The sequence below is a fragment of the Cognaticolwellia mytili genome (genome assembly GCF_002104475.1).
In the GTDB taxonomy this organism is placed as follows: domain Bacteria; phylum Pseudomonadota; class Gammaproteobacteria; order Enterobacterales; family Alteromonadaceae; genus Cognaticolwellia; species Cognaticolwellia mytili.
Map to the genome: position 1 here is coordinate 23,513 of NZ_NBOF01000007.1, position 17,178 is coordinate 40,690.

Sequence of the window (17,178 nt, forward strand, 5' to 3'; positions counted from 1 at the left end):
TGGTTATCACTCGCCATAAACACTAAAATATTCGAATATAAGGCAGCTAATTATATGCTCAAGTTTAAGAAAATTAATCACAAACTTATTCTTTCTTTTTTATCTCTCTCTCTCCTTCCTCTCATTATTTTTGCATATATTAGTATCGATATGGCAAAAAATTCAATTCAAGCACAAGCGTTTAGTCAATTAGAATCGATGAGGGCAACCAAAAAATCACAACTCGAACATTACATTTCGTCTTTAAAATCAAATTTGTTAGTCTTAAATAACGATCCGTCAGTAGTGATTGCCTTAAAAGGGTTTACCGAAGCAACAATAAATGGTGGCGTTTCAGGAAGCCCCTGGAAAGCCCTCGAACAAAAATATGCCGCGCGCTTTAAGCACATTAATAATACCAATGCTTGGTATGACCTATTCCTGATTGATATGACCGGCACCATTGTATTTAGTGCTGCCAAAGAATCTGACTTGGGCATGAACATTAAAAGCTCTGTTCTCGCTCAAGGCAGTATGGGAAAAGCATTTAACAAGGCCCAAGGTACGAATATCGGTGACATATCCGTTAGTGACTTTAAACCTTACCCACCATCTAATAATGAACCTGCTGCATTTATGATAACCAAAATAGCAGATAAAGAAGGAGTTACTATTGGTTATATTGCACTACAATTTCCAATCAATAAGATTAACGAAATAATGCAGCAACGTGAAGGTATGGGTAAGACAGGAGAAACTTATTTAGTAGGGCAAGATAAACGCATGCGTTCCGATTCATTTCTAGACCCTAAAGGGCATTCTGTTTTGGCTTCTTTTTCTGGCACAATAACCTCAAACGGAGTTGATACCGAAGCTGTTACTGACGCATTCAAGGGCTCCACTGCAAGTAAAATCATTATTGATTATAATGGAAACTCTGTTCTATCCTCTTTTAGCACCATCAATTTAGGAGATTTCAAGTGGGCACTAATCGCAGAAATTGATGAAGCAGAAGCTTTTGCAACGGCAAACTCGTTGATCCGCATTTCAACTATTATAGTAATAATTGCTTCCATTATTATCACTTTTGTAGGCCTATTAATTGCCAGAAATATTAGCATACCAATAGTACAAGCTGTTAATGCAGCACAAGCAGTATCATCTGGAGATTTAACACAAACTATCGTAATTAATCAAACTGATGAACTTGGGCTTCTACAACAAGCCATGCATGATATGACGCTCAAATTAAAGGAGATGATTGAACATATATCCGCGTCAGCAGAGCAACAAGCAGCGGCCTCCCAAGAGCTTTCAAGCATCACTGAGCATACCCACAATAATGTCAACAGACAGCATCAAGCCACTGACCAAGTTGCTACTGCTATCAATGAAATGAGTACATCAATCGATGAGGTGACCAATAGAACAGCCGAAGCATCAAATGCAGCTGACAACTCCAAGCAGCTAGTTAACACTAGCTCAGCTGCAGTAAATCAAACTATAGAGCAGATTAAACAACTCTCCGATGGTATTTTAACCTCCAAAAGCCTAATAGATGAAGTACAAAAAGGCACCACTAACATTGTCAATATCCTTGTCGTTATAAAAGGCATAGCAGATCAAACCAATTTATTGGCACTGAACGCTGCAATTGAAGCGGCGCGAGCTGGCGAGCAAGGACGTGGTTTTGCTGTAGTTGCTGATGAAGTGAGAACTTTGGCGCAAAACACACAAAACTCAACGGTTGAAATTGAACACATGATCCAATCGTTAGAGAGTAAAGTAAGTAGTGCTACAGACTCCATGAATATGGGTAGTGAACAAGCGAAGAGCATCGTCGAAAAAACTCATGATGTAACCCGTTCACTTGTTGAAGTTGAGGCTTCTGTATCATTAATTTCTGATATGAATATCCAAATTTCTACTGCTACTCAACAGCAAAGTGAAGTTGCAAGAGAGATTAATCAACAAGCAGTACAAATAAGTGATATATCGGTTGAAACAGGTGATGGTGCAAAAGAGATATCTGCTGCCAGTGACGAGTTAGCTACACTGGCTGTCGACCTATCAGATCAAGTAAAAACATTTAAAATTTAAGATGGGTAACTCCAATATAAACTAAAGAGATTACTCACTTAATTTCACAGAAGGTCCCGACGATTGTGCCGTTAACACTAAGGCACGGTGGTTTTACCACCAACATAGATTATGTTAGCCTAACTAACACAGAGAAAATAAGAAAATATTCCAAAAAAACGATTTTTTTCTTGTCAATCGTCGCAGAAATGCAATATACTCTCCGCGCCTTACCACAAGGCGTTCTAAGTAAGTTCAGTGGTGGCTATAGCTCAGTTGGTAGAGCCCCGGATTGTGATTCCGGTTGTCGAGGGTTCAAGTCCCTTTAGCCACCCCATCTTTTATACTTTCTCGAAAAATTATTAAGCTGTCCATCAGTTCAATAACCATACGGTATTTAGCTACTTTTCCCTTTATTTTATACGAATTTTTATCACTAAACATTTCAAATAAAAGTATTGCGCTATAAACCGCTCCTGTGCATATTCTGTGAGTACGTGAAGCTAATTAGAACTAATTGCTTACAAGTATATCCAACTGCTAGCTCATATCTTCAACATCAAAACCATTCATTGTTAAAAACTGGCTAATTAAAGATGTTAATTCCACATCATCATCAATCAGCAGAATTTTTTCTATCGTCAATGGGAATAAACCTCTAGTGTATTTTGAAGTTTCACGTTATTTTTCCAAACCAGTTAAGCATCGCTGGTAAACAGCTTGATTATATTGTTTAGCATAGGCATATGCTGCCTTTTGCTTTTGGCGTTGTTCTGTCGTTTTCACAACATCACTGCTATTAAGCATAGGCTTTAAACCACATTGCGATTTCAGCAAAGAGATATCAAGCTGTTCCAATCCTGGCACGACAATACGGCGGCCTTTGCTATGTAATAAGCGAAAATCGTTTTTTTTTGCTGCTTGTTCAACAGCAAAAGAAACGTCACTTTTTAGCGCTTTTATTGCACTTTCCATACCTGTTTTTTCATTTTTTGGCTGATAGGTACAGCCACTAATTTGCAACAAACCCGCAGCTAGCATCGTTGATAAATAATAATTTTTAAACATTACGTGATCCTTTTGTTATGGTTTGGCGCAATGCAACCACTAAAAGCATCAATAAATAATACACACTACCACCGCCAGAAGAGCTTTTTGTTGGTTCAGTCGTTGGAGGTGCAACAGGTGTTGGTGTTACCGGTGTTGCAGTGACAGTTATTGACACTTCTGCATTAGCACTGCCACCTTCTGAGTCTTCAATAGTATAACGAATAGTTTCAGTACCACTAAAACCACTTGCAGGAGTATAATTAACCTTATCATTTACAATAGTAGCTATACCATTACCAGAAGCGCTAACAACTTTTATGGTAATAGTTTGCCCATCTATATCACTATCGTTAACTAAAACATCTATCTCATTATTACTTGAGTCTTGAGCGACTGTTGCACTATCGGCAACCGCAGTCGGCAGGTCGTTGACAGCATTAATATCAATACTCACCTGAAAAGGGTCGCTCAATAGGTTACTAGCCGTTGCTGTCATATTAACTTTAATATTGCCATTAAAGTTCAACATAGGCGTTACTGTTAAGCCATCAAAGCTATAGTTCTCACCAGCTGTAATTGCCAAGCTATCAATAGTCGGGTTATTTTCGAAGTTTAACGAGGCTGTACTTAATAGAATGCTAGCGTCTTCGTTTATGCTAATACTGTCCTGACCTGTAAATATAGGCTTTGTAGGTGCTACATCTGTTGAGCTTATTTCAAAATCAGCGTTGTTAATAGTAAAGAATATATTGTCACTACAAGCTATCTTTACTCGTGCTGTAGTCGTTATTAAATTAGGTAAGCTAATAGTATGGCTTCCATCATTATTTACATCGTTTGCTAATGTTTGATTAAAGCTAATGCCTGAATCAGTCGACAACAAGATATCAACGGCAGCACAAGATACCGGCACCTTTTCAGAATCAGCGGTATGCCATGAAACGGTTTGGGTAGAACCATTCCAATTCGCAATATCACTAATGCTAAATCCCTGTTCATTACCGATAACATTGATCGTCATTGCATCATCAACAAGATTATTTTGATTATCACGTACAACAAGGCGAAAGTTTAACTCTCGGGTCACACTGGGCAATGCTTCACCATAACTGGTCTTGTTAGCAAGAATGTCAGCTAATTTAGGTAAGGTACGTTCAGCACTATTTTTTGGGCTAAAGGTTCTAAACAATGGCCGTTTTCCATCATCGATTGCATCTTCGGTTGCGTTATTACTTTGCGCACCTAAATCATGCTGCTCCCAACTATAATTCAAACTATCACCATCAGGATCAATCGCAGTTCCAATCAAGGTAAATGGTGTATTTGCCGGTATTGTACGATTAATGCCAGCATCCACGGTTGGTGCATCATTAGCCAAGTTCGACGTTGTGCCACAACTTGATAAACGTGACGCGAAATTTCTAATTTGATCAATTGAATGAATATGGAAGTAGGGTTCTGAATTTCCTTGTATATTTTGACCCTCACAAATACCCGCATAGCCCATAATGGTAGAAGCACTGCCAGGCTCATAAGCACTTGTTGAAACACGGTTTCCATCACAAGCTCCCTGCCCACCATTAAAAGTATGATCTGCACCAAATTGATGGCCTATTTCATGGGCCACATAGTCGATATAAAAGGAGTCAGATGTCGGACGAGCACTACCAGTTACACCTTCAGCCTTGATACTGGTACATATCACTTCAAATCCTGCTAAACCACCGCCACCAGTGCCGACAAGGTGCCCAATATCATAATTCTCGGCACCTATAGCAGCATTTATAACATCCGAGTTTACATCAATATCGTCATCGGTATTATCAAAAGGGTCAGTATTACTATCAGTAAAAATAATGCTGTCGTTACTTGCGACTAATTCAAATTTAATTGATAAATCACGCTGGTAAACATCATTCAATCGATTAACTAGCGTTACCAGAGCCGCCAATGTGCTTTCTTTGGTGCCACCATGAAAAGCGGCGTATTCACCGGTCGTCGCAATGGCAAGCTTATAAGTTGTCAAGGTGGTCGTTTTTGCACTACTTGTTGAAACTTGTTTCGACTGATAGTTTTTCGTAGCTTGCTTACGTGGTGGTAAGCGTTTTGAAAGTTCAGTTGCTACAATAGGCTCAGCATCTTTACGATAGTAATTATGATATTTGCTATTACTACTTCTGGAACTTGGGTCAATAAAAACTAGTTCAATACCTTGGCCAAATACACCATGAAAACCCTGTGGCGTGATATCAAATTGGCCGATATTGTTAGCATTTCCTACTTGTCGACCAGAAAAAGTTCTAATGCTCGGGTATTTTTCGGCAAGTTCAGGGTGCATGACTTGTGATGCAGTTAATTCAAATTTAACATAGCTTCCATCAGGCAATGGTAGATCAAGCTGTATCGTATCGTTATTCAAAAGCTGTTGTTCGAGCAAGGTAATATTCACATCAAAATATAAACCTGATGTTGCTTTGCTATTAATTTGTGAAGAAAAATTCTGCGCTAATTCCATCGCATGTGATGTTTGCCAAAACTGTTTATCAATAGCAACTTTCGAATACCCATTTGCTTGAGCAATATTTAATGCTCCGATAAAAAAACAGAAACCGATAAATAATTTTGATTTAATCATTTTTCACACCTAATCGTACAACATTGAATTTACATCATAACGTTTAAAAAATAGATATTGGTAGCGAATTGTCTGCCTTTTGTATCAGCTTTGATACATTAGAACCTTCAACACAGCTTACTATGAATTAATGTGGTGTTAACAAACCGAGTTTAAAGTTAAAGGCACGTAGTTAAGTGACTACATGATCGATGAGAGCAATTATAGCCAAGTACCTAGTTAACTTATAGTATTTAAGACAACTATTGTTTTTTATACCCTATTTTTAAGCGCTAAAAGAAGTATCTGCCAGCAAGTTGCCATTGTCGCTCTACTAAATTGTATGGTTGATTGATATACATGCGGGCAGCACGAACACTATTAATCCAGTTATATTCCAAAGATAATAGCCAAGGTTTACTATACCGATAAGTATAATTTAGCGTTGCAGACTTACCATATTCATTATTATTATCACCAAAGGTATTGTCATTATCAGTAATAGAAAACTCCTCTAACCTTAGAGTTACTCTATGTTTATTTATTCTCTTAGACAATGCCACGTAGCCACTCGTGTAGTCGTTATTAACCACATCCATTTTTACAGGGCTTTGCATTAGAGTATCCCCCGTTAGATATTGAGCAGTAAATTCAAAAGCATTGGGGAAACGCCAGATAAAACTGGCATGACCAAAGCGGGTGCGCCAACCATATTGACCATTTTCTACCAAATAAGGGGTAGCTTTATTATCATAGTAACCTAAAGCGATTTGACCTTTACGATGAAACTTAATTTTACCTCTTAAATGAAAACCCCAATTATCATCAAGCTCTATAAAGGGATCAGATTTTTCTGCTTGGGCATTGAGGTCATAACCTGGTAGACGAGCAGGTAAATTAGGGATAGCTCTTGATTCCGTCCATAACGTTTGTCGGTTACCAATATTCCAGCCATGCCAAGACAACAAAGAGCCAGCAGGATCGTTATTTATAAAACCTGTAACAGCAAAGGTCAGGTCAAAGTTATTATCGTTAAATTTACCTAATCGAGTTAACGCTAGCTCGCTACCTAACACTCGAATCTCTTCACCAATCCAAGTATTAATAGCCGATGAATTCAAAGTATTCCGGCTAGCCCACCCATAAGCATTATTTTCTATGGAAATTTCAGGATAAAAAATCCCAGTTTTGGTTTGCCAACGGTAGCCATTGCTATTCGGTAGGCTACGATATTTTAGAAAGGCTTCAGTAACACCAACGATTGTTTCATTTTCATCGCTATATCCATTTGCCACTACATGAGCACTTATTCCAGTGTCCCAATCAACAGTAAAATCTATGCCTGCTTGGGCTAAAGAGATATTATTACCATCATGGCTAGTAAATTTTCCATAACCGCTATCAATATAACTATCAAGGGTGTTTGCACTAGTTGCTCGAATATCTAAAACACCATGCAACTTATATTCTGCAGACTGTGTAATCGCAATATTGAGTAATAAAAGAAGCAACACTAGTGTTTTTAACAAAATAAAATCCTATTCAAAAGCAACAACTTCTTGCTCTAATAACCATGGCGTTAACTCATTAGCATGCTTAGGGCGACTAATAAAATACCCCTGCCCTAGCTCGCAATTATTTTTCGCCAACCAATTTAAGGCAAACTCATCTTCAATACCTTCAGCAACAACGCTTAGTCCCATACTATGGGCAAGTTCAATAGTAGAGCGAACAATTATTCTATCATCTTCATCGTCACATAATCGCTGCACAAAAGATCTATCAATTTTCAATTCATGCACGGGAAGCTGCTTTAATTGCGCTAATGATGAATAACCAGTACCGTAATCGTCAATTGATATTCGCATGCCTCTGGTTTTAAATTGTTGTAACAATGCAATGGCTGACTCTGGATCATCAACAACGGCACTTTCTGTAACTTCTAAAGTAATTTTTTCTGTCGGCACGTCAAACTCCTCGACAGCCTGGCAAATAAACTGATAAAAATGACTATCTTTAAGGTTTTCTGCTGAAATATTTATAGCAACACTAATGTTTAATCCCTTGTCTCGCCATAATTGATATTGTTTTAATGTTGTTATAAACACCCATTGTGTGAGTGCATTAATTTGTCCTGTTTGTTCGGCAATGTGTATAAAGTTATCAGGCGGTATCATACCTAAACTTGGGTGTTTCCAACGCACTAAAGCCTCCACATGCGTGACAATTCCTGAAGCTAAATCAAGCTTAGGCTGATAATGTAATTCAAGTTGGTTATCAGCAATTGCATGTTTAAGGTCGTTGATGAGGTTAAGACGTTCAACACTATTAACATCGAGTTCAGGATGATAAATTTGAACTTGATGACTATTTTTCTTACTATGGTGTAGAGCAGTGTCGGCCATTTGTAAAACTGATTTACCATCAGAGCAATGTTCGGGAAACGCAGCAATGCCAATTCGCATTTGCAACTGTAGGTTAATGCCTTTGTATTCGCAGTTCTCTTCTAAAGCGAGATGGATTTTATCAATAAGGCTTTTTTTAGTTTCGAGCGGGTTAACTTCAGCCATTAATACAAATTCGTCAGCCCCCATATGGCAAAGAAGTTGAAACTCTTTTAGACTTGCTAGTCGTGTACCTGCCGACTTAATTAACCAGTCGCCAACATCATGTCCGAGAGTTTCATTAACATCTTTTAACCGACTTAAATTTAATAAAAAAATAGTAAAAGCTTGCTTGTTATTAGCTAATGTTTGTAGTGTTGCTTTTAAATAATTACGATTAGGTAAATTAGTTAATGGATCATGGTTTGCACGATGAGTAATTTCCTTTTCACGTGAAAGTACTGCTGATTGCATTTCATTAAATTCATGAGCCAACTGACCTAATTCATTACTTTCGGTTATTTCAACAGTTTGATGATAATCACCGCTTGCAACTATTTTGGCTTGCTTAACTAAGCGTTTGATTGGACTGGTTATTGAAGCTGCAATAATATAAGCCGCACTTAATGATGCTATAAAGGTGATAAACGCTAAGATGAAGAATTGAAGCCACTGCTCTTGCAACACTTTGACAATATCAGCTCGTAAGCCATACATAGCAAAACCTAAACTGACCTGTTCACTTTCATCAACCACATCACCCACAGCAATATATTTGACAGGTGTCTGACCAGAAATAATTTGTCGGCTAAAGCTTAGATTTGCATCCTCATTAGAAGATGCAAGTAGCATCCATTCATCGCCAGATTTCAACACGAAGTCCGTATGTAGCTGTGTGATGTCTAAAAAATGCTGCGCAAGCTGTTGATTAATCTCAAAGCCAAATACAAGCCAACCTATTGTTTTAGCTCCGACATTCATAGGAGATAAACTAACTTGATAAACCACTCCATCAAGCACATAAATATGCGCTTTTTCTTGATTTTCAAGCCATTGTAAAAAACGAAAATTTTGATTTCTCTCAGAACCTTGTCGCACTTTTTTATTCTGATCAAGAATCAATTGTGCCGTAATATTACCTGTAGCTGAAATAGCCATCGCTATATCAGCATCAATACGTTTACGATGATTATTCATTGCTACCAACAAACTACGAAGATCATCTTCAAATACTTGCTTAATGCCATAATCTTTTGCCGCTGTTTCAGCAAATGCAGCCAGATAATCTCGGCGACTATTGAATTGCGTCGTAAAAATGGTTTTTGCAGTATTTAGACGATTATCAATTTCTTGCTTTTCCTGGCTTTTATTAACCATTGCAATAGTCAAAAATGCAATAGCTTGTACAAGCAGTAATAGTAAAACAAAAAATATAAATATTTTAGTTTGTAAGCTCTTCATGAAAGAGAGTTATCCTTTAATAGTCGGATAGAAAATCGAAATCTTCTTCGTTCTTCTGTTCAGATATCATAAGTATTTTATTAGTAATAGTCATTGTTACTTTATTATCCTTCGGAAAACTTATTTCTCGACTTACGCGATTATTCTCTGCATCAAGTTGAGGATGCCAAATAATTAATTTATATTTTCCAGTTTGTTGTACATCAAGACTAATTTGACCTAGAGGATCTGACTTTGCAAACAGTGGTGTATCTACTACAAGTAGATAACCACTCATCCAATCATGAATATTGCAACCCATTGCAACTTCACCTAATTCTTCGAAGTCATCTTTGGACTGCGATTGACCCGCTTTTATTTTAAATGAAAACTTATTTTCTCCAACAGGGGAATATATATGGTGAGTAATATCATCCCTATTACGAAAGTCTACGCTATTACCTCTTTGCATAACACTAATATAAGGAGTGAATGCACGACCGAGTTGTCCAACCTCAATTATTTTTGTTACTTTTTCTAATTTAATATCATCAATAGGCTCAAGATATGCAACCATATCTTGCATAGGACGGTTATCAGCATCAAAAAGACTCAAGCTGAATTTATCCGCTATAGCACTAAAAGAAAAACAGCAGATGATGATTATTTTCAAATAAGATGAGAGCAATTTTTTATCCATAAAATTAAATAGCATGAGACCAAAGACCTTAACAGTTAATAAAATGTTTCATCGCACAGCTATTTTTTAATTTAGCAACATTGTTCATATTACTCCATGTTAAATAATAGCCAAGCCTGTTGTACTTCTATTTTTTATATATAGTTCGTCAATCTAAACCGCAAAGTACTCAGTGTGTAAATACACCTATATCTATAACAGCAAGCGCCCATCTATTGGGAAAAAGTCACTTGCAGCATTAATTAATGATTGAGCAGTAAGTGCCGCTACGCCGTATACGCGAGCTTGAACGTTTTGAGATGTAATAATTTTATTTAATAATAGATCAAAATCACCATCACCAGAAAGTAGTACAATAATATCAGCATCAACGGCGGCTTCCATCACATCAATGGTAATGCCGACATCCCAGTCACCTTTTGCTGAGCCATCACGACGTTGAATAAATGGTTTTAACTTAACGTTAAAGCCAATATGCTTTAGCGCTTTTTGAAATTTATGCTGTTGATCATCACTACGCTGTATAGCATACGCATTGGCTAGAATGATATCGCCTTCTTGACTAATTTGATGCCAGAATTCACGGTAATTAAATTGTCGCTCAAAAGTATCACGAGTGGTGTAATAAATATTTTGTACATCAACAAAAACAGCAATTTTCTTAGCGGGTAAGTGGTCTGGCATAAAGTGTCCAAAATGGGTTGAATTTGTAGATGATATTCTATAGATATTACTTTATTCCCAACTATAGCACTTTGATTTAAATACTTTAATAGCTAAATATTCAGCTAATAAATCCTGCCTACAACTAAAGGCTGTGCGGTACTTAGCGAAAAAGAGACAATATTGCTGCTAAGTGTTACAATCAAGGCTTAAATAAAGTTGAGAAAAACAAGATGTTAGCCATCCATAAATTATTCTATTTGTTGCTGCGTTTACCAATGAGGTTATTGGTGAATTGCAAAGTTGTTGCCGATAATATTATCAATTCCGGTCAACTATCTCCTGAGCAACCCGTTTTTTATATCTTACGTCACCAGTCTGCTAGTGATGTTTTATCATTACGCACAGCATGTAAAAAAGCTAATTTGCCTGACCCACTAGAAAAAGTGCAGGTAAACGGTCAAGCATTATCGCGCCTCTTATTTTTAGAAAAACCAACGGCGCTATTTCATTGGCGTAAACCGAATAAAACTACAGCTATTGCACAAGGTTTTGAGCTATTAAACGCTCATGCGAAAGACGAAAACCTTGACGCACAATTAATACCAGCCAATGTTATTTGGGGTCGAACACCAACAAAAGAGAAAAACACCACTAATGTTGGTAACTTATTGGCAGATCAAGAATCACCAACCTGGCTACGTAAGTTTTTTATCGTGTTATTTCTAGGTCGTCATACTATGGTGCGCTTTAGTGAAGCTATTTCATTTCGCCATATGGCTGATAAACACGGTAGTGATGAGTCAAGTGCGCGTAAATTAATGCGTATTGCTCGTTTTCATTTTCATCGACAAATCATTGCAGCAACTGGCCCAAGATTAATGCATCGTCAACAAATGTTTGAAACCCTATTGGTCAATCCGTCGATTAAACGATTGATCACTGACGAAGCAAAAAACAAATCAGTTAGCGAAGCAGAAATTAAGAAACAAGCCTTAGCAATAATGGATGAAATTGCCGGTGACTATCGCGATGTTACCGTACGTTTTGGCGAACGAATTCTTGGCTGGTTATGGAATCGTTTATACAATGGTATTGAAGTCAGTAAAGCTGAGCGTTTACGTAACTTAGCACAAGAAGGTCACGAAATTATTTATGTACCTTGTCATCGTAGCCACATGGATTATTTACTGCTTACCTATGTAATTTTCCAACAAGGCCTAGTAACACCTCGAATCGCTGCTGGTATTAATTTAAATTTCTGGCCTGCTGGACCTATTTTTAGAAAAGCAGGGGCTTTTTTCATTCGCCGCAGCTTTAAAGGTAATCGCTTATACTCAACTATATTCCGTGAATATTTAGGGCTACTTTTTGAGCGTGGTTACTCGGTAAAATATTATTCTGAAGGTGGTCGTAGCCGCACCGGTCGTTTACTATCACCAAAAACAGGCATGCTCGCCATGACCATTCAAAGTCTATTGCGTGGCATCGATAGACCATTAACCTTAGTACCTGTTTATTTAGGGTACGAACATGTTATGGAAGTTGGTACCTACCATAAAGAATTAAGCGGTAGTCAAAAGAAAGGTGAATCAATCTTTGGTGTTTTCAAAGCCATTCGTAATTTAAGAAACTACGGCAAAGGTTATGTGAACTTTGGTGAGCCAATTAATATTAACCAGTTTTTAAATAAAGAAGTGCCTGATTGGAAGCAAGCAATAGATCCAATTGATCCGCAAAAGCCTAAGTGGTTAACGCCAAGTGTTAACACGCTAGCACATCAAGTGATGACATCAATCAATCAGTGTGCGGCATTAAACGGCGTGGCATTAATCTCATTAATTTTGCATGCCACCGACAACAAAGCCCTTACTAAATCTGAGCTGATCACACAATTAGATTTTTTCTTAGCCTTGCAACGCGCTGCACCTTATCATGCAGAGTTAACCATACCCCAAGAAACCGGCGCAGAATTACTTGCCCATGTTATCACCTTGAACAAAGTCACCATTAATCAGGATAGTTTTGGCGAAATTGTTTCGTTAACTGACAGTGCTATTCTAGAGCTACGATATTATCGCAATAATATATTGCACACTTTTATCGTGCCGTCGTTGGTTTGTCGATTATTAGAGCGCAATGCCAAAATTAGCCAAGATGATTTAGTGACGCAAATACAACGTTTTGTCGAACTATTGAAAACTGATTTGTTTTTATGGCAAAGCCCGGATGATGTTAGTTCTCAGGTTGAAGATATTTGCCAATTCTTAACAAGCCAAGAGATTGCCAAACAAACCAAAGCAGGCTTCTGGTCGTTAAGTAACGATAGCGAAACTCATGCTAAAGTTCGCTTAATCGCGGAATGTGTTAGTGAAACCATGCAAAGGTTCGCCATTATCACAACACTGCTAGGTCGTTTATCGCCGGTAGCCAAGTCAGAGTTAGACGACAAGGTTGTCGCTATCGCTCAGCGTTTGTCTGTACTTAATAACATCAACGCGCCTGAATTTATCGACAAAAAAGCGCAATCAACCTTGATTCTAGCGATGAAAGAAAAAGGTTATATTGTTACTGATGAAGACGATAAATTAATTGACAGCAGTACGCTAGGCTTGTTGAAAGGTTCGGTGAGTAACTTAGTCGATATAGAAGTTTTACAAAGTATTATGCGATAACGAAGAAATTACACTAAGCATTTACTTATGCTAACCAATGCGAGTAAATGCTTATTAATTTATCTGAATGGTTACTTAAGCACTATAAGTATTCAACAGTAACGCCAATAAAAACCACTAAACCAACATAGTGATTGTTTAAAAACGCTTGAAAGCAACGCTCGCGTTCACGCCCTGCGATTAATATTTGCTGATAAGAGAAGAAGCCTGCCGCAACAACTAAAGACAATTGATAAGGCCAACCAAACGCTAATATATCGCCAACAGTAAACAATAAGGCTAAAGTCATTAACTGCAAAAATAAGATAATACGCTTATCGTTGTTACCAAATATTATTGCCGTCGACTTAACACCTATTCGCAAGTCATCATCACGGTCAACCATGGCATACATAGTATCGTAAGCAACCGTCCATAAAACATTCGCGGTAAATAATAGCCAAGCAACATCAGGTATCTGTCCTTGTTCTTGGGCAAAAACCATAATCATTCCCCAACTAAAGGCAGCACCAAGCACCACTTGCGGAAAGTGCGTTACGCGTTTCATAAATGGATAACTTGCTGCTAAAAGAACCGCCACGAACGATAGTATAATGGTGTAATTGCTCAAGGTCAGTACTAAGCCAAACGAAAATAAAACAAAAGTTGCGAATAATTGTAAGGCTTCACTACTGGACAATGCTCCAGTAACTAAAGGCCGGTTTTGCGTACGCTTTACTGCACCGTCTATTTTACGATCGGCAAAGTCGTTAATCACACAACCTGCACTGCGCATCAAAAATACACCTAAAGTAAATACCAACAGCATATGCAAGGTTGGCCAGCCATCAGAGGCAATCCATAATGCCCAATACGTTGGCCACAATAACAGATAGGTACCAATAGGTTTGTCCATGCGGGTAATTTGCTTAATTGCGGTTAATTTTTCCGTTAACTCACTCAATGTTATACCTTTCTATTCTTGATATGCAAAAGCACCCGGCAGAAAAACTTCCGCCACCATTAATGGTTTAGCGTCGAGTACAAATACTGAACGACGGCCCCACATTGGCTGTAACACTTTTAATGATAAGTGCTCAGCAATTTTCGCTACCGTTGATTGCTGATCGAAAGCGGCAACTTCTATCTTTTTACGCACTAACTCGGGATGATTAAAAAGCACTTGCCCTAAAGATTGTGTACCCAAATCTGCAAGCTGTTGCTGCTCACCTGTTAGCGATTTAAGCGGTAGTAAACTGCGAGCAAAAACCTGTGCAATGCCGTCACAATATAACAGTACTTCCCGCACTAATACTTTTTCACCCGCTAAAATATCAGTGTTAGCTTCGAGATCACTACAAGGCTCAATAGCTTGCCCTAGCACTTCGATACGAAATTTTTTACTATGATGTTTTAATCTTGCCGTTAAAGATGCCGGATCAAGCAACCAATCCCTTAAGGTATTACTAATAACTACATTATTTGGTGTTTGCCAAATTGTCGGTAGTTGAACGGGAAATAAAGAATGCTGTGTTGCCATACTAAGAAAATACGCCTATAACTAAAATTGCAAAAAACGACGTATAATAGCGCTTAGGCTGGAAAAAATATAGCTTATTGACGGCCTCCTTCAACAATGAGCTTACTTTGCCGTTACATTTTAGCTTTAAGCACTACACACTAAAAAAATCAGTAAATAGTGCAGCACTAGAATAAGATTCACGTTATTATTGAAAGAAATTACAATATTATCAATTTCTCTTAAGCCATTAGCTTAAGTTATTAACTAATTCAAATTTGAGCTTTTGTTTCATGAAAATACCTTTTATTTTATTGTTCGCATTGCTAAGTGCAACATCAGTTAAAGCCGCTGACTATGCATACTTTGGTTTTGAACCTTCTATTGTGACTAATTATGTCGCCGTAAAAAAGAAGCTTGGTTATGTCCGTTTAACGGTAGAGTTGATGATCGAAGATGCTTCTGATTATGATGTTGTAGAGCACCATTCGCCGTTACTGCGCGATGCAATTATTACGATTATTGGTCAGCAAGTGCAATCAAAAGTTAAATCAATTAATGGTCGCCATGAAATTCAACGCTTATGTGAAGAAAAAGTAAAACAGTTGCTGACTAAAGAAACAGGTAAGCCATTAATCAAAAAATTGTTATTTACTCAATGGTTAGATAATTAATTTAAGAGGATGAGATGAAAGCTTAGTGACTAAACTGAATCTATAAAAGCACATTTTAGCCTTATACCTGTTTGCTTAAATTTGTGATATTACTGTGCATAAGAAAAATATTTCACGGCAATATACTCGATTGAGTAGCAGCTAGCTATTAAGATTGGGTGCAACGCTGACATGGACTATTGTAACAAGTACAGGGAGCAATAGTTTACTCAAGTTGGCATTAGCTAGCGTGCTTTTTTTCTTTTAGTACTTTGATATAAGCCAAACAACAACCACTAACTAAGCCCAATAGGTGAGCAGTATTGGCAATATTGAATGGTAGTATGCTGGTATAACCTAACAGCAACCAAAACAGCATAAAACCAATGATAGGTTTTGATAACGATAAACCTTTTTCAGGCATTAGCCAGCCAAGCCACCAAACATAACCAACTAAACCGTAAACAACACCAGATAAACCGCCAAAGCTAGGTCCGTCAACCATAAACTGACCAACATTAGAAGCCAGTGCTGTCGCTAGAAATAGCTTTAATAAGCTCGCTTTACCAAAGATTTTTTCAATTGAGCCACCCAGCTGCCACCACCACATGGTATTAAAAACAATATGTAGCCATGAGAAATGAAACAGTGCAGGGCCTAATAAACGATGCGGCGCTCGCATTATTTGCTCAAGCGTAAGCTGCGGATAAAATTGTAATTGATTAAATATAGCTCTAGCCCAACCTAATTCACTGGCAATAAACACCAACCAACATAAGCCAAATATGATTAACGTAATCAAACCTGCGTGGGCAAAGAATTGTTCTTTAAAACTACTGAATAGCGCTGGTGAACCTGAATTAACATCAGTAACGTTGCCATTTTTCCAAGCAGCTTGTTGATATTTAGCATGATGAGGTTGTTCAATAAATTGTTTGAATTCAGTGCGGGCTAAATCATATTTATCCTGCGAACAATAAATAACAAAATCATCACCTTCGGTAATTATCTGCGCCTTTATTTCAAGTGTACGAATATAATCACAAAACAATAACACTATATTGTGATGTTGAACACTAACCAGTGGGCGCAGATCTTCAGTCATCATTAACGTGCAACAGTATCCGGGTGCTGTAATTGCCAATCAGTAAAGCCACCATCAAGTGAATACACTTCGGTGAAATCTTGACTGATCAGAAACTGTGCCGCTTGCTGACTTGAAATACCGTGATAACAACAAACCACCACAGGGGCATCAAAATCAGCATCACGTAAAAAGTCAGCTAAACTTTCATTACTTAAATGCAAAGCGTTAGGAATATGGCCAGCTTGGTATGACGCTGGATCGCGAATATCAACTACCACATGTGATTCATCAGCTAACACTTTATGCAGTTCACTGATTTGCATATGTTTAAAATTTTCTTCGCTACTTGCCATTAT

The 17,178-nt window shown here is 37.8% G+C and carries 13 protein-coding genes and 1 tRNA gene; 4 read left to right on the top strand and 10 right to left on the bottom strand.

Features of this window, described 5'->3' with window-relative positions; all coding sequences use genetic code 11:
* Positions 1-150 precede the first annotated feature (150 nt).
* The gene (locus tag B7C41_RS18630; protein WP_235839779.1) at positions 151-2,079 is read left to right on the top strand and encodes a methyl-accepting chemotaxis protein; all 1,929 of its coding nucleotides are present in this window, start codon (positions 151-153) and stop codon (positions 2,077-2,079) included.
* 240 nt (positions 2,080-2,319) lie between these two features.
* A tRNA-His gene (locus B7C41_RS18635) sits at positions 2,320-2,395 on the top strand.
* A 344-nt stretch (positions 2,396-2,739) separates the two neighbouring features.
* On the opposite strand, the gene B7C41_RS18640 is transcribed toward B7C41_RS18635, so the two are convergent.
* The 6 genes from B7C41_RS18640 to B7C41_RS18665 form a co-directional block, all read right to left on the bottom strand.
* Complete coding sequence (locus B7C41_RS18640; RefSeq protein ID WP_085300484.1) at positions 2,740-3,126, bottom strand: hypothetical protein; 387 nt, start codon at positions 3,124-3,126, stop codon at positions 2,740-2,742.
* Positions 3,119-5,743 (bottom strand): reprolysin-like metallopeptidase, encoded by a 2,625-nt coding sequence (locus tag B7C41_RS18645; RefSeq protein WP_085300485.1) that lies wholly within the window; start codon positions 5,741-5,743, stop codon positions 3,119-3,121. Before B7C41_RS18645 ends, B7C41_RS18640 begins: the two co-directional genes overlap by 8 nt.
* A 272-nt stretch (positions 5,744-6,015) precedes the next feature.
* Positions 6,016-7,251 (bottom strand): hypothetical protein, encoded by a 1,236-nt coding sequence (locus B7C41_RS18650; protein WP_085300486.1) that lies wholly within the window; start codon positions 7,249-7,251, stop codon positions 6,016-6,018.
* Positions 7,252-7,260: 9 nt separating this feature from the next.
* The gene (locus B7C41_RS18655; protein ID WP_085300487.1) at positions 7,261-9,567 is read right to left on the bottom strand and encodes a putative bifunctional diguanylate cyclase/phosphodiesterase; all 2,307 of its coding nucleotides are present in this window, start codon (positions 9,565-9,567) and stop codon (positions 7,261-7,263) included.
* Positions 9,568-9,583: 16 nt separating this feature from the next.
* Positions 9,584-10,261 carry a cupredoxin domain-containing protein gene (locus tag B7C41_RS18660; RefSeq protein WP_085300488.1) on the bottom strand — a complete coding sequence of 226 codons (678 nt, stop codon included), beginning with the start codon at positions 10,259-10,261 and terminating at the stop codon, positions 9,584-9,586.
* Between the two features lie 177 nt (positions 10,262-10,438).
* Entirely contained in the window at positions 10,439-10,930 is a 492-nt protein-coding gene (locus tag B7C41_RS18665; RefSeq protein ID WP_085300489.1) for a LabA-like NYN domain-containing protein, read from the bottom strand.
* A gap of 212 nt (positions 10,931-11,142) precedes the next feature.
* Here B7C41_RS18665 and plsB point away from each other — a divergent pair, with 212 nt between their 5' ends.
* Complete coding sequence (gene plsB / locus B7C41_RS18670; protein ID WP_085300490.1) at positions 11,143-13,584, top strand: glycerol-3-phosphate 1-O-acyltransferase PlsB; 2,442 nt, start codon at positions 11,143-11,145, stop codon at positions 13,582-13,584.
* Between the two features lie 82 nt (positions 13,585-13,666).
* On the opposite strand, the gene ubiA is transcribed toward plsB, so the two are convergent.
* A complete protein-coding gene (gene ubiA, locus B7C41_RS18675; protein ID WP_085300491.1) occupies positions 13,667-14,527 on the bottom strand; it encodes a 4-hydroxybenzoate octaprenyltransferase in 861 nt (286 codons plus the stop codon).
* A 12-nt stretch (positions 14,528-14,539) separates the two neighbouring features.
* Positions 14,540-15,103 (bottom strand): chorismate--pyruvate lyase family protein, encoded by a 564-nt coding sequence (locus tag B7C41_RS18680; protein ID WP_085300492.1) that lies wholly within the window; start codon positions 15,101-15,103, stop codon positions 14,540-14,542.
* A gap of 272 nt (positions 15,104-15,375) precedes the next feature.
* Between B7C41_RS18680 and B7C41_RS18685 the strand changes: the two genes are divergently transcribed.
* Positions 15,376-15,756: a flagellar basal body-associated protein FliL gene (locus B7C41_RS18685; RefSeq protein WP_085300493.1), complete on the top strand. Its 381-nt coding sequence runs from the start codon at positions 15,376-15,378 to the stop codon at positions 15,754-15,756.
* 220 nt (positions 15,757-15,976) lie between these two features.
* Here the strand turns inward: B7C41_RS18685 and glpG are convergent, their stop codons facing one another.
* Together glpG and glpE are read right to left on the bottom strand one after the other, a co-directional pair.
* Positions 15,977-16,843 carry a rhomboid family intramembrane serine protease GlpG gene (glpG, locus tag B7C41_RS18690; protein ID WP_235839782.1) on the bottom strand — a complete coding sequence of 289 codons (867 nt, stop codon included), beginning with the start codon at positions 16,841-16,843 and terminating at the stop codon, positions 15,977-15,979.
* Positions 16,843-17,175, bottom strand: a complete 333-nt coding sequence (glpE, locus tag B7C41_RS18695; RefSeq protein ID WP_085300495.1) for a thiosulfate sulfurtransferase GlpE — start codon at positions 17,173-17,175, stop codon at positions 16,843-16,845. The genes glpG and glpE overlap by 1 nt, the downstream gene beginning before the upstream one ends.
* Positions 17,176-17,178 lie beyond the last annotated feature (3 nt).